Raw genomic sequence first — 20869 nt, forward strand, 5'->3', positions numbered from 1 at the left:
GCACGGCACCTCCGAACTTAAATAATGGAATCGCTTTTCAGCGCTTTAGCCAGATAGTTACAGGACAAGAACAGTCCAAGGCCGATAAAGGCTTGAAAAATCCCCATCGCCGTACCAATCGAATATCCCATCATCCCCATATCTTTCAAATATCTTAGGACGAGCGTATCAAGAATTTCTGCCTGACTTTGGACGGTTACGTTGGACATCGTCCACATCTGATCTTGCCCGGCTCTCATCAGACCCGATACATTCAGAATGAACAGAAGCACAATCGTATTTTTAATACCTGGCAACGAAATATGCCAAATTTGCTTAAAGCGGTTCGCCCCGTCTACTTTCGCAGCCTCGTAAAGCTGAGGGTCGATTGCGGACAACGCTGCAATGAAAATGATGGCGCTAAATCCCATGTTTTTCCATGCCTCGGTAAAAATAATGAGCGGATAAAAAGCGTCCGGATCGGCGACGAAATAAAACGGTTCGTCGATAATGCCAAGCGCAATCAAGAAGTTGTTCACCACGCCGCCATCGATAGACAGCAGCTTGTACCAAATCCCGGCGGCGATTACCCAAGAGACGAAGTACGGCAAGTAGGACGTAGTCTGAATCAGCTTCTTGAACCACCCGGATCTAATCTCGTTAATGAGTAGCGCAAACAAAACAGTTGCCGGAAAAAGGATAACAAGTTTCAGCAAGCTGATGACGACCGTATTTTTCAGAGCATTCATAAAATCTGGCATATCGAACAACGTCCGATAATTTTCAAAGCCAACGAAACCGCTTCCCCATACCCCTTTGAAGACGTCGTAATCTTGGAACGAGATAATGACTCCGTACATCGGAAAATAGGAGAAGATCAGAAAGAAAATGAAACCCGGCAGCGTAAATGCGATCAGCCATCGCTGACGATAAAGCTTACTCAAACGAAATCACCTGCTTCTATGAATTAGTTCAAATACAACATAAAATGTAAGCGCTTTCTTTTAGGTGGGTGCAGAATGTATGCCGATCATCAATTAGATCGCCAATCGCACTCTCCCCTACCGTCTGCCTTGATTTCATCATTAATGCCGCCAAGTTCGTCTCTATCCTGCCTTATACTTCTACTTTACTGCAACTTCGGTAGCTGGTTCTTGTACAATTCTTACGTGTTTCTTGGACTTTTTTTACTCTTCGTTCGCGATTCATTTGGCGTCAAACCTGTCGTTTTCTTATAAACCCTGTTGAAATACTGCTGATCGGAAAACCCAAGTCCATGCGCGATATCCGCAATATCCATGACGCCGTCTTCCAGCAGCGCCTTAGCTTTGTCGATCTTCCTGCCAGTTACATATTTCACGAATCCTTGGCCGGTGGCCGCCTTGAATACTCTCGACAAATAAGAGGGGTTAACGGTGAACTTCGCTGCAACCATCTGCAGCGTAACCTCTTCATGAACGTTTCGATCGATATAACGAATAATGCTATCAATGACCGAAAGTTGAACGGACGCGTTTCGAACGTTTCCGGCTCCCCATTCGTCCAGTTCGTCAAAGATTCGATCAATCATAGCCGTGATTAACCTGAGGACGGCATGATTGTCATCCAGACCGTCCAACACCTTACCTGAATATACTTCCTGTTCGATTTTTTCCAGAAAATCGATGTTGTTTTTGAGACAATAACGAATGACCATATTAACGTATTCGTTAAAAAGATAATCAATGGATGTTTCTTCCAAATACGCAACAACATGCTCGACGAACGCCTCATTCGCGAATTCGAGTAAGAGCGCTTTCGCCTTGACTCCACTTCTGTTTTCCAGACGTTGCTCTACAAGCTTTACTTTGAATACGAAAGATTGCGAAGCCCCGCCATTGTTCGCATATGCCTTATCGCAGCTATAACTTCCGCCGATGCCAAATGCAAACCGCTTCTTCAATGCGGCGTTAGAGCTGCGGTAAGCTGCTCTCAAATCTCCTACATCGCCCATTCCGACTGTTGCGACCATTCCAAATGCATCTTGAAGACGTTTGTGAATTCTCTCTGTTTGCCATGTGGCTGTTTGCGCGAGTTCTCTTCCCGATCTTCCAGCGAAAATAAGATAAATAGTGGGGGTGCCGAACGGATGTTCCATGATCCACCATCCGTCCGTTGAACATGTCATACTCGCACGCATTTCATCAATGATTTCGTGTTTGGATACTTCCTGATTCGACTGCAGCATAATCGCCGACACGAAATAGACGTCATAGTTAAAAATGCCGCATACCCGCTCCAAGCTTGCTCTTAACTCTATGTCGCTTTGCCGATTGGTCAGCCAGTCGTATAGCATGTTCTCGAACACAATACGTTTGTTTTCTGTTATGGCCGCTTCCGAAAGCTTCATGGTTTCAAGCTCTTTCCTGGTCGCAACGATGTCGTTCTTCAACTGCTCGACGACTTTAATCAGTTCGTGCGCCTTGACAGGCTTCAATACATAACTGGTAACGCCAAACTGCATCGCCTTAACCGCATATTCGAACTCGGCATACCCGCTGATGACAACGAACCGGATGTTCGGATAGCCAGCTCTAACCTTCTCAATCAGTTCAAGCCCGTTGATGATCGGCATTCTGATATCCGTCAGAATGAGATCCGGAATGTTGCCGTCTGCGATTAATCGAAGCGCTTCTTGACCGTTCCCCGCTTCTATAATCGATTCGAATGTAACGGAGCTGTTTCTCAATAAATAGACGATCTTCTCCAGAATAAGCGCTTCATCGTCTACAACCATTGCCTTGATCATGGGAGCACCTCATAGGATTTTCGGACTGATGATAATGACTTTGGTGCCGCTGCCCTTTTCGCTTTCGATCGAAATGCCGTAATCGCTGCCGAACAACAGCTTAAAACGCTGATTCACATTATTCAGCCCGACACCGACGCGAACTTTTTGATAATGCGCCTGTTTTTCCCCATTCATGGCATTCGTTATCGCATACAACTGCGATGAATCGATGCCGACTCCGTTATCCGCCACTTCCAGATGAACATTTTTTTCCGTAGCGAACACTTTGATCTTGATAACGTAGTTATGAGACTTTTCATTGAACGCATGCTTGATTGAATTTTCGACAACAGGTTGCAGTGTGAATCTGATCGTTTTAAAGGCAAGAACAGCATCGTCTATTTCGTAGTCCACACACAGTCTGCTCCCATAACGAAGCATAATAATTTCAAGATAGTTTTGGACGTGTTGAATTTCCGTTCTGATTTCAACGAGGTCGTTGCTTTCAATCCGCATATTGTAGCGGTAGAAGTCTGCCAGCTTTTCTACTGTTTCATAGATTTGTGCGTGATCCCGTTTGAGAGCGAGCGAACTGATCGTATCGAGCGTGTTATACAAAAAGTGGGGATTGATTTGATCTTGCAAGCTCTTGATTTCCGCTTCCTTGCGTAACACCTGATTTTCCAGCACGCTTTTCACCATCGAATTAAAGCTGCGGCTCAGTTCGCCGATCTCGTCATTGCGATTGATTTCGCTCCGGATCTGATAATTGTCCTTCTCGATCGTCTTCATCATTTTGGAGAGGCGCTTCAAATCTCTTGTGCTTCTCGTCACGAACCAATTGACGGCTACGATCAGAATGATGATGACCACGATTCCGATCACGACAATCGTCATTTGTGATTTCAGGATCTGTTGGTCAATTTTGTTTTTACTAATCAAGGAGATGACGTACCAATCCGTCGTTGCAGAATGATTAATCGTGGCGTAGAAGCTTCCGCCGTTCAGATTAAGCGTGTCGAAGGAAGACAACCTTCCGATATCTTCATTGCGAATTTCAGCATAAGAAGAAATGTTCGAGTACAAGCTGAAAATGACTTGACCGTCCCCCGTCGTAATGAGAATATCATCGAACGCTTTATTGTTAACCCCGTTAAGGAAATTCGAAAATAGATTTTTATCAGCGCTGAGCATCATAAAGTCTTTTTCTCCGGGAAAATTGCCCCACAACTTGATCGCTTGCGAGAATAGCGTATTATGGTCTTTGTCTGGCAGCAGTGAGAACCCCGGGAGCAACATCATCGATTGCTCGAAGTTGGTAATTTTCTTGTAATCGTTACTATTCATCGCTTGACGAACATGTTTGAAATCCTGACCATCTGTCAGATCCGTCGTCAATATTTCCTGTTTGTCGAATAGTACCACGGACAACGATTTGTAGCCCTTGAAAAATATCAACGATCGAATATTGTCGTAAAATCGATTGTAAGCTTCATAACCCTCGTATGTGCCCACAAACTTAGGGTCCGCGATGACGGGAAGATTAACATCTTCCGAAAGAATCATGAGCACCTTCTGCATATCGTCAACGTACATATCGATGCTGTTGCTGATTTGCACATTAAGACTCATGACGTACTGGTTGATGTTTTCCATCGTATGTTTTTTCATAAACTGCGACAGCAGCGCGCTCAGCACCGCGATAAAAACAATGCCGACCGTAACGTTAAACAAAATGAACTTCTTTCTCAGTCCGAAGAACAAATTCCGCGTGCTCGTTCTGAAGTTTTGAACGCTTTTCATCCAGTCCGAAATCCTCCTGTCGAGAAAATGGCATTAAGCACACGGAATCTGTTACTCCCTGTCGTCTTGGAGGATTATATCATAACCATTCCAGCAATTGTCCTTCGCCCGGGCTGAGCGTTATGGAGATCCATGCTCCATCCTCTTTTAGAGGTAGCGGCTGCCTGATCCCTTGTCGCCAGATGAACAAATGAAATGGGCGGCGCTCATCCGCTTTTAGGCGTAATATCGTCTCGTCCCGGAAGCTTGCATTCACGATAAACCATTTCACATGGCCAGCAGGATCCTCCAAGCCGCCGATGACGACTGCACCGCCCTCCATTTCTTCGAATGGGCTTCGATCGTACCATGTGCCTGCAGGGGCCTCACCCTCAAAATGCAACACATCGATTGACTTGCATGCCATAAATACGTTGCCCAGCTCCTTCAACTGCAAGTTGATTTGTCTGACTTCCTCATATCGCCTGGTTCGTCGGCCTTCCCGATCGATCATAGCCTCCCCGAACGACTCGGAGTGCGCATCGGGCGGCGTCCAGTACGTAAAGTACTGCAGCCCTTTGGCCCCATAAGCCAAGCTCATGTTGACTTGCCAAAGCATCTCTTCGGCGTTTGGATCTCTTAAGCTGCTGGCGATCGCCAACGTTTGAATGAACACCCAGAACGGAAGCCCGATCTCCAGCGCTTTGCTTCGCACAAGACGCAAGTTGTTGAAATAATCCGCAGTAATGACAGCTTCGTCTGCTTGTGTTGAGATTTTCAACGGATAATGGTCATAAGAGAGAATGCTTTGCGGCACTTTGTCGCAAAACTGCTTCAAATACTCGGGATACGTAGCTCCCAATTGTTGAAATGATGCGTACGTTGGATACAGATTGATGTACGCCATGCCACCGGGAAGAAGCGCGTAATAAGCTGCCGCGATATGCCCCAAACGATCGAACTGGCTAACGCCGGGTTCGTCGCAAAGATAGTGACCCAAATAGGCCGGATGGTCGCTGAACTCGCGAATGTAGTCGGCAAGCAAGGAAAAGTCTTGCAGATTGGTAACGCGGGTATCGTTCACCATATATTTCAGTCCGCATTGAAAGGAGTAATCCATCGATAAGCGAACGCTTCCCACATCGCCTTGCCAGTCGTTGAAATCGTTAATATGTGTAAATCCAGCATTACGGATTTCCTCGAATCTGGCGATGGACACCTGATCCTTCGGCGGTGAAACCCAGAAACTGATCGGCAATGTCATTTGGTCATCTCCTCAAAACGTTAAAGTGATTTCTGCGCTGCCTTCAAAAGCATCGACTCGTACGCATTCATCCGTAGCCAAGTAACGACCGCCCGAAACGGCTACCGGTTGTATGCTGTTCGGGTGAGGAAGTCGGACAGAGAGCGATTCCGGTCTGCGTGCCGAATCGCAGACGACTTTGGCCACGATTACCCGCCCACCCGCTCTGGCTTCGACATGCAAGGTGAGAGGCCCGAAATAAGTCGCTGCCCCCTTGATCTCGATGACACCGCCGTCCTTCAGCCAATTGCGCGGAATGCCCGTCAGAAGCTTGAGCTCTCTGCCTTCCTCCATATACAGCATCCAGCGGGTTTGCATCAGAAACCAAGCCTCTTCGTGCGTCTTGTGCGAGCTCGCGTGCCAGAAATGTTCCCAGAACGTATACGTTTCCCGATCCGCTAATGCAGCAAAAGTATTGTAATACGCTTTCAGGAACGGCTTGACTTCGCCGCGTTTGAGATGAATCCATGGATGAATGCTGTAATAAGGCTGGCTTAGTGCGACATTGCGCGAACACATGAATTCATGGTGTACGTTCAACATGAATTCGGCGATCATTTCGTCCGGTTGCACAACCTCCTGCAGGACGAGATACAACGGGCCGAGCAGCGAATCACGCGCAACCACCGAACCGTGGGTCAGCCACTTACCGCCTTCTGCATATAGAGACAACGGACCTTTATGTTCGACCCATGGCGGAACGGTTGGCACCCAGCTTCCATCTGACAGCGGTACGACCGGCGAACGGGCCATCGTCGCGAACAATGCCTCGCGAATATCCGTCTTTAACGCCTCCGCCTCGGTACGTATTTCGTCAGAGATCGCCGGATCGATTGAAGTCATCATTTCCGCCAATCTGCTCATACCAAGATAAGCGTACCCGCTTAACATGAAAGAGTGGAATGGATCTTCAGGATCGGCCGTTTTGCCTTCAAGCATTCCGTAGCCTTTGCCTGCCAAATCATCTCTTTTATTACGGTTTCTCCATTCCACTAAATAGTGATACGCTTTCAACAATCCCGGTTTGACTCGAACAAGCCAATCTTCATCCCTCGTATAGCGGTAATGTTCGCCAAAGCTCCACAATGCGGCCCCCGTCTCCAGCATATATCCGCCAAAGTTTTGAATGAATCCGTTTTCATGCTGCTTTTCCAGAAAAAACTGCAAAGCTCTCTCCGCCGTTCTGCTCCACCCCATTGCGTCCATGAATTGCACAATTGGCGAACTCTCGGAACCGATGGCGGTGTACACTCCGATCGTAGGCACAATCGTACCTGCCGGCTCCGTCCCGTAAGCGACGAGATCCAAGTGAAGCAGTCCCGCATTCAGCATCTCTTCCAGCCGTTTCTCGGGAAGTTTGACCGACGCGGCTCCATTTAGCTTGTCGCGCCAGAAATCACGGCACTCTTCCAGTCTCGCTTCGAAACATTGCGCCATCAGCCCCTCGGCGCGCAATCTGGAAATCGGACGATGCGGCAAATAAAATTCGAATATTGCCGTTTGGCCAGGCATGAGCAGAATAGCCGTCTCCTCATTCGTGAGCGCGTTTCCGTTTAATTTGGATACGCAGCAAACGCGCTCCTCGGAATATTGCACGAACCCGGTTTGACCATCAAATGTATAGCTTTGATCATTATTGAGGACATAAGCGTTAGGAATAACATTTTTGAACCAGGCATACCGAGGAACTTTCGCTTTGTTAGCCGCGATCACTCGGGAATACAGTACCGTTTCCTCTTCATCGTCTCCCTCATCCGAGAGCAGAAGTTCTCTCTCTGCCGCTTGCCCTTCCGTAAACATATGTCCATGCCCGAACCCGTCGGCGATCAAGTAATGAGTCCCCTTAAGCGTTGTACGGTTTAACGGACTTTTCTCGTAAGAGACAAAGCTGGTCACATGGTAGCGAATATCGTTGTCCGCAATTTCTGTATAGAGAATCGGCAAACATCCGTCTTCAAGTCTGCGAGTCACCCCCGTTGTACAGCCAATCCCTCTACCGATCATGTAGCGGTAACTGACTGGCTTCCCTTCATTTTCAGGGAGTGTTGCCTCGTGGCCGTGAAATCTTGGCTGAATCCAATCCCATAACCTCTCTTCTACCGTCTCCGCGCCTATCCCTCGAAAACCAACTTCGAAAATGCGCATATCCCGTGACACCCCGAGCCACGTTTCGCTTTTCAACTCGCGCGTATGAATGGCAGCGTTCTCAAAACTTTCTTCAGGTTCGGACTCCATCATCCGATAATCGCTTACGAGCTTCCGCTCCGCGATGTCGGTCCCGATCTGTTCGTAGGATCGTTGGTCCTCCGGCACAAGCACCGCAACTTCATAGGCCGGAATAAATATCGGCTGTACATCGTTAACGTCACGCAGGAAAAAGCTAAAAGGCCGATCCGTGTCAACCGTCACGACAGGTACATCTTTCGCGTCGGATGGAATCAGCCTAACAGCAACTTCTAATCTGAATGCCTCTTCGGCGGCGAAGAAACGTTCTCCTTCGCAACTTCCTGAACCTTGTACAATCGCCAAATGGGCAATTTCGCCGTTTGTTACCGCTATATGCCCTTGCCCTGGCCCTATACGCCATGAAATATGAAACTGAACAATCATCCCTATTCGACCTCCGGCAGTTGATGATTCATAATTTACCGCAACTGCCCATTCGAATATAGAATAATTGTTACTCTCTTTTTTGGACTTTTTTTACTTCGGTCTCTCCACTACTGCTGAAATCTCATCTTGACAGATCCGTCGATCGGTACTAAATTATAAGTAACAGATACTAATACCAGGTGCTAAAAATAAACGCATCAAGGAGCGTGGTCCAGATGAGCACCACTACCGCCGTTAACGATCGCCTAAACCATTTCGTCTCGAACGCTCGCATTGCGGCTATTGGAAGTTATGTTCCCGAAGAGACGATTACGAATGCAGATTTGGAGCGATTGGTCGACACGAACGATGAGTGGATCGTTCGCCGAACCGGTATTGAAGTTCGCCATCGCGCGGCGGATAATGAAACGACGAGCGACTTGGCTATTGCCGCCGTACGCGATCTGCTCTCCCGGTTCCCGGACGTTGTAGCGGAAGAGATCGATGCGATTCTTGTCGCCACCACGACGCCCGAGCGTCCGTTTCCGTCCGTTGCTTCTCAAGTACAGTCTGCAATCGGCGCCCGCAGCGCATTCGCGATAGACGTCAGTGCGGCATGCGCGGGTTTCGTCTCCGCGCTGCAACTCGCGAACGGGCTGCTGCTGTCCGGCACTTACCGCAAAGTGCTCGTTCTCGGCGCAGAGTCGCTGACGAGAATTACCGATTATACCGACCGTTCGACTTGTATTCTGTTCGGCGACGGTGCGGGAGCCGTACTTCTGGAAACGGCGAACGAAGGCTCGTTTCTTGCCGCCAATGCCGATACCGACGGCTCTGGTGGTATGCATGTTTACTGCGATCCGGGCGCGAAAATCGTCCAGAATGGCCGCGAAGTATACAAATGGGCGCTGACCGTCGTACCTAGCGGTGTTCAAGATTTGCTGGACCGCGCCGGTATCCCGCTTGAGAAACTCGACTGGCTTGTGCCCCACAGTGCCAATTTGCGTATGATCGAAGCAATCTGTGAACGCCTCGACCTGCCGCTTGACAAAGCCTTGCAAAGCGTTGTCTTGAACGGCAACACGTCGGCGGCTTCGATCCCACTTGCCCTCGACGCGGCCTATCGCGAAGGAAAGCTGGCGACAGGGCAACTGATGGCGCTGTACGGATTCGGCTCCGGCCTGACGCGCTCCGGCTTGCTGCTTCGCTGGACGCTCTAGTACGGAGCTTTCTTTTTCAGCGACCGATTAATTCACTCAAGCCTTCCTTCAAATCGATCGTCGCCTTCCAACTTAGTTCCGTCCAAGCTCGCTTCGGGGACAGTCTGCTCATTCGGACGTCTCCGCTACGGGCTTCTTCGTACGTTCTTCCCGCGTTTCTGCCCGTCAGCTGCTCGATCAGACCGGCGAGCCGATTGACGGATGTCGCCTTTCCGGTCGATACGTTATACGTTCCGCCGTCTCCCGCTTCAAGCGCCGCCATGTTCGCCCGAACGATATCGTCGACGTGCACAAAATCTCTGCTCTGCTCGCCGTCCCCGTGGACGACAAGCGGCAGCCTTTCCGCCGAACGTTCGAGAAAACAAGCGACGACCCCTCCCTCTCCCCGAGCCGACTGGCCCGGACCATAGACGTTAGCGTATCGCAAAATCGTATAACGAACGCCTCTATGCTCGCCTGCCATACGAATATATTGTTCTGCCGTCCATTTCGACAATCCATACGGGACGATCGGTCGACAGGCTCGAGACTCCCGGATGGCTCGGGTCGCTCCGGACGTGTTGCCATATACGGCCGACGTCGAGGAGAATACGATTTTGCTGTTCGCTTGCCGGCAGCCGTCCAGCACCCGCAACGTTCCGAGCACGTTCGTCTCCCCGTCTTCCGAAGGAGCCTGCAGGGAACTGCCTACGCCGACTTGCGCAGCCAAATGATAGACGACATCCGGAGCGAGGCACGCGATACATGTCGTCGTCTCGCGGTCTTGCACAAGCAGCCGATACAGCCTGACTCCTGGCGGAATGCGCCCCGCGTCCCCCGCTTCCAGACTGTCGATGACGATCGTCTCATGACCCGCGTCGACCAATTTCCGAACGAGCCGGTTTCCGATAAATCCCGCTCCCCCCGTCACGACGATCCGCATCCGGCACCCGTCCTTTGCCTTTTTAACGCTATTCTATGAAAAAAATCGACAGACCGATTGGACATGAACGCGAAAATAGGCCGATTACAGCGGTTCAAGCGTCGTTGCGGCAACCGCCCTGTCCACATAAACTGGTACATTCCCATCTGTCCCACTACACCAGACTGGAGGTTCTCCCGCATGTCGAACGTTCAAGAGTTGCCGCTCGTCAGCGTCATTATTCCGTACTACAATTGCCCCTATATCGACCAGGCGATCGCCAGCGCGCTGAACCAGACTTATCCTCGCGTCGAAGTCATTGTCGTCGACGACGGCTCCACCAGCCACCAGGAGAAGCTGGCTCCCTACCGCTCCCGCATCCATTACTTCGGCAAGGCTAACGGAGGCACGGCCAGCGCGCTGAACTACGCCTTGCGGGCTGCGACCGGCAAATATTTCGCGTGGAACAGTTCCGACGATCTGATGCTGCCGAACAAAATCGAACGTCAAGTCGCCTTTATGGAACAACGGACAGCGCTGATCAGCTTCACCGATTTCCATCTGATCAACGAATTCGGCCAGGTAACGATGCAGGCGCTCACCGTCAAATTCCCCAGCCTCCGCAAATTCATCGAAGCTCTGCTCACGTTCTGCCCGATCAATGGCTCCACCATCATGATGCACCGTTCCCTAAAAGACGCAGTGGGCTATTTCAATGAGGCGCTCCTCTACACACAAGATTACGAATATTGGTTAAGGGTCCATCTGAAGCGGATCGATTTCTATTTCATCAACGAAGTGCTGACGCTGTACAGGTGGCATGAAGGTATGGGGTCCGTACAAAAAAAAGACAGCGCAGACTGGGAATTTAATCTCGTCCGCAATCAATACGCGCCGCAATTAAAAGCGTTGGCAAGTCTGCTGTAAGTGACTGTTACGAAATAACCGTTCGTCCGTCCCTTGTCTTTTGCCGGATTACTGCGTCAGCTTCAACCTTGCGTAGCTCCGCTACGCAAGGTTTCTCTTCCTTGTACTCCGACAAAATCCTACGGGATATCCTTCTCGTTATTTCGCAACAGTCCCTTAGCTTCCGCCCGCGAAACGGAGGTGCGCTTTCGTGAAAGTGTTGTTTGTGTTTATCGTACCGAGCGGGGGCGTCGACACGCTGAACCGATATCGGTATGTGGCGTTGCTGCCATCGGGCATCTATGCTCATTTTCTTTATTTCAACCGCGGCAGCGGCGCTTCCAACCATCCGCCGGACATGCCGGTATTCTTCGCGTCGGACCCGCCGACGATCGGCGTTATACTGGATTACTACCAATTCGATTGCATCGTCGTCACATCGTTTTACATCCAGCTTGCCTTGTTCCGCGAGCTCGGCTACTCGAAACCGATCGTGTTCGAGATTCAAGGGTTCGGCCCTCCCGAACAAGCGCGCGCAAGTCTGATCGACGCATTCCCATTCGTGGATAAATTCGCGAACGGCATCGTTTATCCGGAAACGCCTCTAATCGGAAAATTGCTAAGCGAGTTGTACCCTTCCAAACGCCGATTTTCTTTCCCGAATCCGTTCGACGCCGAGAAATTCGCGGCCATGGCCGGTTCGCCTCAGACGCCTTTGCCTTACATCCCTCTTCTATGGGTTGGGCGGCTGGAAGACAACAAAAACTGGCAGGACTTTCTGCTGATCGGCGCCGAGACAATCAAGCGAAAACCTGGAACGAGATTATGGATGTTCGGCGACCCCGCTCTTGCCGAGCCAGGGCAGTACGACCAGTTCAGATTATTAGCCAGCCTGCTTGGCGTCCTGCATGCCATCCATCACTTGCATGATATACCGAATGCTCACATGCCCGCCTATTATTCTCTTGCCGCGCAATCAGGCGGAGTGCTCTGCATGACTTCCAAATCCGAGGGCGCGCCTTATGCCGCACTGGAAGCGCTCAGTTGCGGCTGTCCGATCGTTACGACGGATTCCGGCGGTGTCCGCTCAACCGTCTTGGCGGGCAAAACCGGGTTGTATTACGAACACGGAAATATCGAAGAAGCGGCTGACCAAATTTGTCGTGTGCTCGGCGACACGCCTCTTAGAGCCCGGATCGCCAAAGCCGGGGCCGCCCATGTCAGAAAGGAGTTCGCGATGAACCGATACGCCGCCAATTTCGCCAATATGATGTTCCTCGTCGGAGTCCCGCCATGCTGACGAGTATTCTCGTGCTGACGTTAAACAATTTAGACCAGACGATGAGATGTTTGCATAGCATCCGCACGTTCACCGACAGTCCATACGAGCTGATTTTCGTCGACAACGGCTCGACGGACGGCACCGTCACCTGGCTAGCCCAGCAACCGGACGTAAAACTGGTTGCCAACGGCTCGAACCGGGGGTTCGCAGCAGCATGCAACCAAGCCGCCGCGATGGCGTCGGGTGATCACGTCTTGCTGCTGAACAACGACACGATCGTGTCTCACCGCTGGTTATCCGTCATGCTGCAATGTTTGCATGGAGACAACCGGGTCGGTATCGTTGGACCGAAATCCAACTTCGTTCTGCCCATGCAGAAGATCCCCGCTCCTGTCGGTTCCGAGGGAGAGTATCATCTGTTCGCCCAAGGTTTTAACCGCCACAATCCCGCCTTGTGGCAAGACATCGGCGCGCTAAGCGGCTTCTGCATGCTGCTCCGCCGAAGCACCTGGCTTGCGCTCGGAGGTTTCGACGAAGCGTTCGGCGTCGGCGGCTACGAAGATATCGACCTCGGCTATCGGGCGCTTAAAGCCGGACTATTCCTTCGTCTGGCCGGAGACGTTATCGTCTATCACGAAGGCAACCGCAGCTTTGACGTCAATGCGATCGATATATACGCCGTCGCCGCGGCCAACCGCCGTCTCTTCATTCGCAAGTGGCGATTTAATCCCGAACGGTTGATTTTGAACCACGATCCCGCGTTCTTGCCCGACCGTTATGCCAGCCCACACCCTCATCACGCTCCTCAAGCGCCTCAACTGCCGAGCGGCTGGTACGGGTTGGCTGACAACGGGTGCGTGTACCGGATCGAGCGAGGGCGCAAACGCCCGATCCACTCTTACGAGACGTTCCAACGATTTAGCTTAAGCCTTGAACGAGTCGGCCGATGCGGCAACGCGATCTTGGATGGTTTGCCGGACGGGGCGCCGATTGACGCCGCGAATTTCCCCGCCGGTTATCCCGACGTGTACATCGCCCGCGATCCAGGCGGCGGCTTGTACAGCGTAGGCTACGGCATTCGCAATCCATTTCGAGACGAGAATGCGTTCCGGACTCTAGGTCTGCGTTTTGAGGAGACGATACCGGTCGCCTACGAGCAAATCTGGAGTTTGGGGGAGGGCTGGCCGATCCAAGGGAATGTGTGGGAAGAGCACGAACTGTACGACTATTTATTGTACCGGGGACCAGATGGAGGGTTGTATTATTCCGAAGGCCAGCGGCTTCGGCCGATCGTGTGGGAAGCGACGCTTGCCCGCTTCGGGTGGAGCATGGACAGGGCAATCCATTTGCCGAAGCCGCTGTTTGACCGCACGCCGATTGGTTTTCCTATAGCGTAAACAAAATCAGCCCTTGCCGTATCGCCGGCAAGGGCTGATTTTGTTTTATTCATAGCGCTCGGCAGCGTTTGACGCAAAATGTTCCGCCAGTCCGACTCCCCCGTCGATTTGCTGAGTAAGCCATGCACGGCATCAGAACCGTTGTCAAATACACTTCGTGGCCCATCCTCGCCCTCAACGTCCCCATACAAATATCAAAATATGTTCCCAAATCACTTGTTTGACTCATAGGAAGCTCACAACCGCTAGGCTATAATGATCTCGGAAAGCGCTTCCCGGGAGCGCCTATCACTTTGATCATCTGGGGGATCGCCATGTCGAAGAAACAAAACGGGCTCAAGATGGCTACGGTCTTGTCGCTGGCACTGATGTTAACAGTATTATCTGGTTGCGGCGGCGCAAATAAAAACGCTGCACCCGATTCGAGCGCAAGCAATACGGATTCCGCTTCTCACGAATCCACGCAGCCGTCGCAGGAAAAAGAAGTTACGCTTCAATTAATGGGATGGCGCAACAGCGACGACCAAGGCTTGCAGGCTTTGTTAGAAGCATTCCAAGCGAAGCATCCGACAATCAAAATCCAGTACACCAATGCCAGCACGGATAATTACACGACCGCGTTAAAAACAAAATTGCTCACCAACGACGGACCCGACGTGTTCATGGTGCATCCGGGCGGTGCGGAGTTCGTGCCACTCGCGCAAAGCGGGTTCATGGAAGATTTGAGCGGGTCTGAATGGATCGGCAACATTCAGGAGGGCGCGATGAAAGCTGCGACCTTGGACAATAAAGTATACGGAATACCGGTAGATCAGAACTTGATCGGAATGTTTTATAACAAAAAGATTTTTAGCGATAACGGGCTGACAGTGCCGACAACCTGGTCTGATTTGATCGCCATTGCCGACAAGCTCAAAGCGAATGGCATCGCGCCGTTTTCCTTCGCGCTAGGCGATTGGCCTAAAGGTCTGCCTCCTTATTCACTGGTCGCTTCTACGGTTTTGGCCAATCATCCGAATTGGTACCAAGATCGCACCGCCGGCAAAACTTCTTTCATGGACTGGGCGCCTGCCTATGAGAAGTACCAGCAGTTGCTCGAAAACTACACTTTGGACGGCGTTAAGGGAGCAATGGGAGTCAAGTTCGACAGCAACTTGCAATTGATGATTGACGGCAAAGCCGCGATGCTGATTGAGGGAACATGGGCTTACGCGAACATTATGCAAATGGCTCCGAGCGCGGACGTTGGCCTGTTCGCCGTCAATGCGACAGACGAGCCGGCGGGTCTCGTTACGCCGCAAGGAGTAGGCACGGTCTATGCGGTCTACGCCAAGTCGGATAAGAAGGAAGCCGCCGAACAGTTCATCGCATTTCTCAGCACGCCGGAATCCTATGTGGATCCAACCGCGATTCCCGTCATCAAGGGCATAACGGATGCGCCGGCGTTCGTAAAGGAAAACATGCTGACGCTTGCCGATCAGGGCAAGTCAGCTCCATTCATTGACGTACCTTATCCTCCAGGATTTGCAGACAAAATTAACGACTCGCTTGAGCGGATTTTTGCATTAAATAAAAAACCGGAAGAAGTAATGAAGGATTGGGATAAATACTGGGACGATGCGATCCAAAAGCAGGCGAACAGCAAGTAATCCATTCCAGTCAGACTAGCAGGAGAGATTAGAGATGTCTCAAAGAAACTTCAAAGTTGCCGGCTACGTTCTCTTTCTGACGCCGGCACTTCTTTTCTTTACCGTATTGTACATGTATCCGGCGCTAAGCAGTTTTGTATATGCGTTCACGGATTGGAACGGATTTTCGCCGTCGTTTCATTTTATCGGGATAGAGAATTTCAAACAGCTGCTGGCCGATCGGCAATTCGTGAATGCGGTGCTGCATACGGTAGGCATGACAGTTGCCGGAGGCATAACCATCAACGTAGCGGGGCTTCTGATCGCCATCGTGCTCGACCGACCGGTCAGATCGATGAACCTCCTTCGAGCTCTGTACTTTGCCCCGGCGTTGTTCAGCGCGTTGGTCGTTTCTTATGTGTGGTCGTTTATTCTTGGACCGATCACAGGCCCGTTAAATCGATTGCTGCATGCCCTATTCGGATTTCCGCTCGATTTCCCTTGGCTGATGTCTCCCTCCTCCGCTTTCTGGTCAGTGGTCGGCGTTGCGAACTGGTTATCGCTCGGCACGACAATGGCCATCTATTTAGCGGGTTTGCAGAGCATTCCGCAGGAATTGCACGAAGCCGGAAAAGTGGACGGCGTCACGTTCCGCCAGCAACTGCGCTACATCACGATTCCGATGTTGGCCCCGGCTATGACAGTTACATTGATGCTGTCTCTAATCGGAGGATTACAGACGTTCGATATCGTTTTTGCGTTAACGAAAGGCGGCCCCTTCGGTTCCACCGAGACGATTATGACGCTGCTCATTCGTACGCTTACCAAAGGGCAAAGCGCGGCTTATGCAACAACGATGGGGCTTGTCCTGTTTGTACTCATTCTTGTCTTGTCGGCTATCCAATTGCGCCTGCTTCGCAGTCGGGAGGTGGAGATGTGATGGCTTGGCGTATTCGCCGGACGTGGCTTAGCCGCTTCGTTACCGTATTGTTCTGGCTGTTGGCTTTGCTTTATCTTTATCCGTTGCTGCTTATTGCCTTGTCGTCGGTCAAATCCTCTTACGAGTTGGCCTCCTCCCCTTCAGCCTGGCCCGTGAACTGGATATTCGACAATTATCGGGAAGCGATCATCAAGTCGCACTACATTCGCAGCTTGCGAAACAGCTTTCTGCTGACGGGGTTAAATCTTTTCTTTCTCGTCCTTATAGGCGTAATGGCTGCTTACGCTTTATCACGCTGGCAGTCCAAACTGGCGAATGGACTTTATTTCTACTTCGTATGCGGCATGGCAGCTCCGTTGCAGTTGGGAGTCGTGCCGCTGTACAAAATAATGCGTGACTTTCACTTGTTCGGCTCTATACCAGGTCTCGCGCTTATATACGCGGTAGCCGCATTGCCGTTCAGTATTTTTTTGTGGACCGGGTTCATCCGAGGGCTCCCGATCGAACTGGAAGAGTCCGCGCAAATAGACGGCTGTTCGATGTTGCGGCTGTTCTGGCAAATCGTATTCCCCTTGCTCAAACCGGTTACGGCAACGGTACTTATTCTGAATGCCATTGGCTCGTGGAATAATTTTCTGTATCCGCTACTGTTCCTGCCAAATCCGAATTTGTATCCGCTGCCGATGGCCATTTTCGAGTTTGTCGGACAGTATAGCAGCGATTGGCCGGGGATTTTTGCCGTCATCGCCATGATTGAAGCTCCGGTTCTGCTCTTTTATCTCATGGCTCAGAAACATATCATCAAGGGGATGACTGGCGGGGCAGTCAAAGGTTAAAATAATAGTTTATTCTACACAGGCGTTGGGCTAGGGGGAGACGGCATGTTCAGAAGATCACTGACAACCAAAATGATTGCAATCTATTTTCTGATCCTTCTCCTGCCAATCGTTCTCATATCGCTTGTGTCCTACTCGATCTATCGGAACGCCATGGAGAAGCAGTTGTTTTCATTGTCCAACCAAATTGTCGGACAGGCCAAGTCCAATCTTGATATTTATTTGCAGGAACTGACCCGTCTGACGATTACGCCATACTCCAGTCCGGAAATGATGAATTTCCTCGAAGGGCGCAGCGACGGTTCGACGGAGTGGGCGTTCAAGCAAAAAGATTTAATTCAAGGGATTTTGTTCTCGTATTTAAATGCCAACAAGGACATTGCCGGATTTTTCTTGTATGCCGATAATGGCAATCTGTTTCAGCAGAGCAATTCAACCGGATTGTTGAACCCGTATCCCCATTACTCGCAAGCGCCTTGGTACAAAGCTGCGGTTAAGGCGGACTATTCCAATATCATTCTAGGCACCCATCGTGAAGAGCAGTTGAAAACCCGACCGTATGTCTTGTCCGCAGTGCGGATTATTTACAGCATGACGACATTCAAGCCGACTGGGGCGATTGTCGTCGATATGGATGCGTCTGTTCTGAAGCGGATTACCGCGCCGCTAACATTCGGGAAACGAAGCCGCATTCTGATCGCGGACCAGAACGATCAAATCATTTACGATACCGGGAATGGGGATACGTTAGAGACGCGGCTGGATACGGATTCTTTGCATCGCGACGGTTGGTTGACTTTCCAAAGCAAACTGTCCGCCGCGCAGTGGACAATCGTAGGCGCCGTACCCGCTACGGAAATGTTGAAGCCTGTTCGAACGATCGGGCTGTGGATCGTGGTGCTGTTCGGCATCTGTTTGCTGTTCGGCGGCGTGATGGCGGCAGGGGCGACTTTTCGGGTAACGAAGCCGATCCGCACGTTGAGAGGGCTTATGCACGAAATGGAGAAGGAAAATTTTAACGCGAAGTACACGGGCCAGCAAATCGATGAGATCGGCGAGCTTGGCAGAGGCTTTAACCGCATGTCCAGTCGAATCCACGAGTTGATCCAAGATGTTTACAGGGCGGAAATTATGTCCAAGGAAGCTCAGATTGTCGCGCTCAAAACCGAGATCAATCCGCATTTTTTGTTTAATGTTCTGGAATCCGTTAGAATGCGGGCCGAATCCGGGGACAACCGATCCATATCCGTCATGATCCAATCGCTGGGCAAGCTTTTGCGCGCATCCCTTGGCGGCAGCCATGCAAAAGTATTGCTCAGTGAGGAGTTAGACAGACTGATGGACTATTACACGATCATTCGGTTGAACTATCGGGAGCGCATTCAACTCGTGAATGAAGTTCCGCCTGAGGACCTGAACTTAAAGGTGCCTTCGTTCATTTTGCAGCCCATCCTTGAGAATGCCGTCAAACACGGACTGGAGAAACAGGCGGGGACGGTCTCCGTCTGGCTCCGAACAAAGCGGGAAGAGCCGGATACGCTGGTGATCGAAATGATAAACGACGGTCCTTCCATCCCTTCCGACAAAAAGGCACGGCTGCAATTTTATTTGGAACGGACGGACGGATCTCCCGGAGACGGGATCGGCCTGTTGAATGTGCACCGCCGCATTCGGCTGTTGTACGGATCCGCGTATGGCATCGTATTGCCGGATGTGGATACAAGAGGCGTTCATATTCAAATTCGTCTTCCGGGGGGACAAGCATGATAAGGATTCTAATCGCGGATGACGATGCGTCGATACGTCGAGGCATGGAGCATCTCATCTCCCGTCTTGGGATCGAATGCGAGTGTCATGAAGCCGAAGATGGATTGCAAGCGCTGCATCGGCTGCATGAACGCTTGTTCGATCTCGCTCTCGTTGACGTTCGCATGCCCGTTATGGATGGTCTTCGGTTGCTTGAGGCGGTGAAACCCGCGTTTCCATTGACCACGTTCGTACTGATTAGCGCCTACGATGAATTTCAATATGTCCAAAAAGCTCTTCGAACGGGCGCAGCAGACTACTTGTTGAAGCCTGTCTCCGAAGAGGAACTGTCGGATGTTCTGCAGCGATTGACGCCGATCGGCGACGCCGGGCATAACAAGGAAACGAAATCCTCAGATAAAGCTTTCGATTTAAAGGGCATTCGGCCTGATATCAAGGAATCCCTAAGACTGCTTCTCACACAAGACATGGAAGACCCTTACTTGTCCGGCTGTCTTCCTGAGCACTGGCGGCGAATGGGATGGACTGTGATGGTGTATGACGCCCGCTGTGGTGGCGAATCATCGATGCTCGCATTGGAAGAAGCGAAAAGAGCGGCTAACAGTGCTGACGTCGGTCATAACGTTTGGTGGGGCGGGGCGACAGGTATGGCGTTAATGAGTGAAGCCGCTGCTACAGCCGCGGAGGGTGCGCTTCGGGCATGCATAGCGGACAAGGATCTGTCCTGGTCGGTCGGTTTTAGCTTCCTGTATTCAGGATTGACTGGCCTGCCCGCAGCGCATGATTCGGCCATCAGGGCGATGAGAAAGCGAATTTTGGATGGGCCGGGCATCTACAAAGCGGAGGCGCAAAGCCGGGCGCTGTCTTGCCTTGCTGAAGAAGGAGAAGAGTTGGCTAAGGTTTTGCTTGCCGTGCTAAAGCAAGGGAAAGCTCCGGAGGAACACGAACTGGGAACGGTGCTACACAAGCTCAAAGATTTTAGCAAAGGCGATTCGGAACGTTATCTTGCCCTCGTGGACAGAATGCTGCTGAGCGTTGCCGCGGAAATCGTACGCAACCAGGAGCGTCTGGAAGAGCTCTTCCTGGACCGTAGTTTGGAGCAACTACGGGAGTGCAGCTCCATGCGAGAAGTGATAACCCGAATCTGCCAGTTGCTGCATGAGATGGTGAAGTCCAATGACGCCAATGGGACGGACTATTACGATCGATTAGTCAAAAACGCCCAAACGTACATGATGCAACATTTGGCTGAAGATCTGTCCCTTGAAGAAATTGCGGGCGTCGTACATCTTAGCGCGGGCCATTTCAGTCGGCTGTTTCGCAAGCAGACAGGCGTCAACTTCGTTGCTTACCTGAACGATATCCGACTGAGCGAGGGCAGGCGGTTGCTCCTGACTGGCCATTACAAAGTATACGAAGCGGCAGAGCGGGTTGGATACGGCAACTGGAAGCACTTCAGCCGTTTGTTTCGGCAAAAATACGGGCAATCGCCAAATGAATTTCTAGGAAAAGGATGACGGACGACAGCAATCCGAACGGCTGCTGAAAGGCTCGATTTTAATTGAA

At 51.1% G+C, this 20869-nt stretch carries 15 protein-coding genes; 9 read left to right on the forward strand and 6 right to left on the reverse strand.

Translation table 11 applies throughout. The features are described 5' to 3' along the window. Positions 1-17: 17 nt before the first annotated feature. The 5 genes from ACFPOF_RS22255 to ACFPOF_RS22275 all read right to left on the reverse strand — a co-directional run bounded on the left by ACFPOF_RS22255 (position 18) and on the right by ACFPOF_RS22275 (position 8444). On the reverse strand, positions 18-923 hold the full coding sequence (locus ACFPOF_RS22255) for an ABC transporter permease (RefSeq protein WP_378136735.1): 906 nt from the start codon (positions 921-923) through the stop codon (positions 18-20). Between the two features lie 221 nt (positions 924-1144). Beyond that, the gene (locus ACFPOF_RS22260; RefSeq protein ID WP_378136737.1) at positions 1145-2767 is read right to left on the reverse strand and encodes a response regulator transcription factor; all 1623 of its coding nucleotides are present in this window, start codon (positions 2765-2767) and stop codon (positions 1145-1147) included. 9 nt (positions 2768-2776) lie between these two features. Beyond that, entirely contained in the window at positions 2777-4552 is a 1776-nt protein-coding gene (locus tag ACFPOF_RS22265; protein ID WP_378136739.1) for a sensor histidine kinase, read from the reverse strand. Positions 4553-4631: 79 nt separating this feature from the next. Further along, positions 4632-5795 (reverse strand): beta-galactosidase, encoded by a 1164-nt coding sequence (locus ACFPOF_RS22270; RefSeq protein WP_378136741.1) that lies wholly within the window; start codon positions 5793-5795, stop codon positions 4632-4634. A gap of 12 nt (positions 5796-5807) precedes the next feature. Then, complete coding sequence (locus ACFPOF_RS22275) at positions 5808-8444, reverse strand: glucosidase family protein (protein WP_378136743.1); 2637 nt, start codon at positions 8442-8444, stop codon at positions 5808-5810. Between the two features lie 218 nt (positions 8445-8662). Here ACFPOF_RS22275 and ACFPOF_RS22280 point away from each other — a divergent pair, with 218 nt between their 5' ends. Further along, on the forward strand, positions 8663-9646 hold the full coding sequence (locus tag ACFPOF_RS22280) for a ketoacyl-ACP synthase III (RefSeq protein ID WP_378136745.1): 984 nt from the start codon (positions 8663-8665) through the stop codon (positions 9644-9646). A gap of 16 nt (positions 9647-9662) precedes the next feature. On the opposite strand, the gene ACFPOF_RS22285 is transcribed toward ACFPOF_RS22280, so the two are convergent. Then, the gene (locus ACFPOF_RS22285; RefSeq protein ID WP_378136747.1) at positions 9663-10568 is read right to left on the reverse strand and encodes an NAD-dependent epimerase/dehydratase family protein; all 906 of its coding nucleotides are present in this window, start codon (positions 10566-10568) and stop codon (positions 9663-9665) included. 180 nt (positions 10569-10748) lie between these two features. On the opposite strand from ACFPOF_RS22285, the gene ACFPOF_RS22290 reads away from it, so the two are divergent. The 8 genes from ACFPOF_RS22290 to ACFPOF_RS22325 all read left to right on the forward strand — a co-directional run bounded on the left by ACFPOF_RS22290 (position 10749) and on the right by ACFPOF_RS22325 (position 20820). Beyond that, on the forward strand, positions 10749-11474 hold the full coding sequence (locus tag ACFPOF_RS22290; protein WP_378136748.1) for a glycosyltransferase family 2 protein: 726 nt from the start codon (positions 10749-10751) through the stop codon (positions 11472-11474). Between the two features lie 190 nt (positions 11475-11664). After that, positions 11665-12753 (forward strand): glycosyltransferase family 4 protein, encoded by a 1089-nt coding sequence (locus ACFPOF_RS22295; RefSeq protein WP_378136750.1) that lies wholly within the window; start codon positions 11665-11667, stop codon positions 12751-12753. After that, positions 12747-14132 (forward strand): glycosyltransferase family 2 protein, encoded by a 1386-nt coding sequence (locus tag ACFPOF_RS22300; protein ID WP_378136752.1) that lies wholly within the window; start codon positions 12747-12749, stop codon positions 14130-14132. Before ACFPOF_RS22295 ends, ACFPOF_RS22300 begins: the two co-directional genes overlap by 7 nt. Before the next feature lie 314 nt (positions 14133-14446). Beyond that, positions 14447-15781: an ABC transporter substrate-binding protein gene (locus ACFPOF_RS22305; protein ID WP_378136754.1), complete on the forward strand. Its 1335-nt coding sequence runs from the start codon at positions 14447-14449 to the stop codon at positions 15779-15781. 34 nt (positions 15782-15815) lie between these two features. Then, positions 15816-16700, forward strand: coding sequence for a carbohydrate ABC transporter permease (locus tag ACFPOF_RS22310; protein ID WP_378136756.1), 885 nt, complete (start codon positions 15816-15818; stop codon positions 16698-16700). Next, on the forward strand, positions 16700-17536 hold the full coding sequence (locus ACFPOF_RS22315) for a carbohydrate ABC transporter permease (protein WP_378137121.1): 837 nt from the start codon (positions 16700-16702) through the stop codon (positions 17534-17536). Before ACFPOF_RS22310 ends, ACFPOF_RS22315 begins: the two co-directional genes overlap by 1 nt. 45 nt (positions 17537-17581) lie before the next feature. Continuing rightward, positions 17582-19303: a cache domain-containing sensor histidine kinase gene (locus tag ACFPOF_RS22320; protein ID WP_378136758.1), complete on the forward strand. Its 1722-nt coding sequence runs from the start codon at positions 17582-17584 to the stop codon at positions 19301-19303. After that, entirely contained in the window at positions 19300-20820 is a 1521-nt protein-coding gene (locus tag ACFPOF_RS22325; protein ID WP_378136760.1) for a response regulator transcription factor, read from the forward strand. Before ACFPOF_RS22320 ends, ACFPOF_RS22325 begins: the two co-directional genes overlap by 4 nt. Positions 20821-20869 lie beyond the last annotated feature (49 nt).

The organism is Cohnella soli, from assembly GCF_042655525.1.
Taxonomy (GTDB): Bacteria; Bacillota; Bacilli; order Paenibacillales; family Paenibacillaceae; genus Cohnella; species Cohnella soli.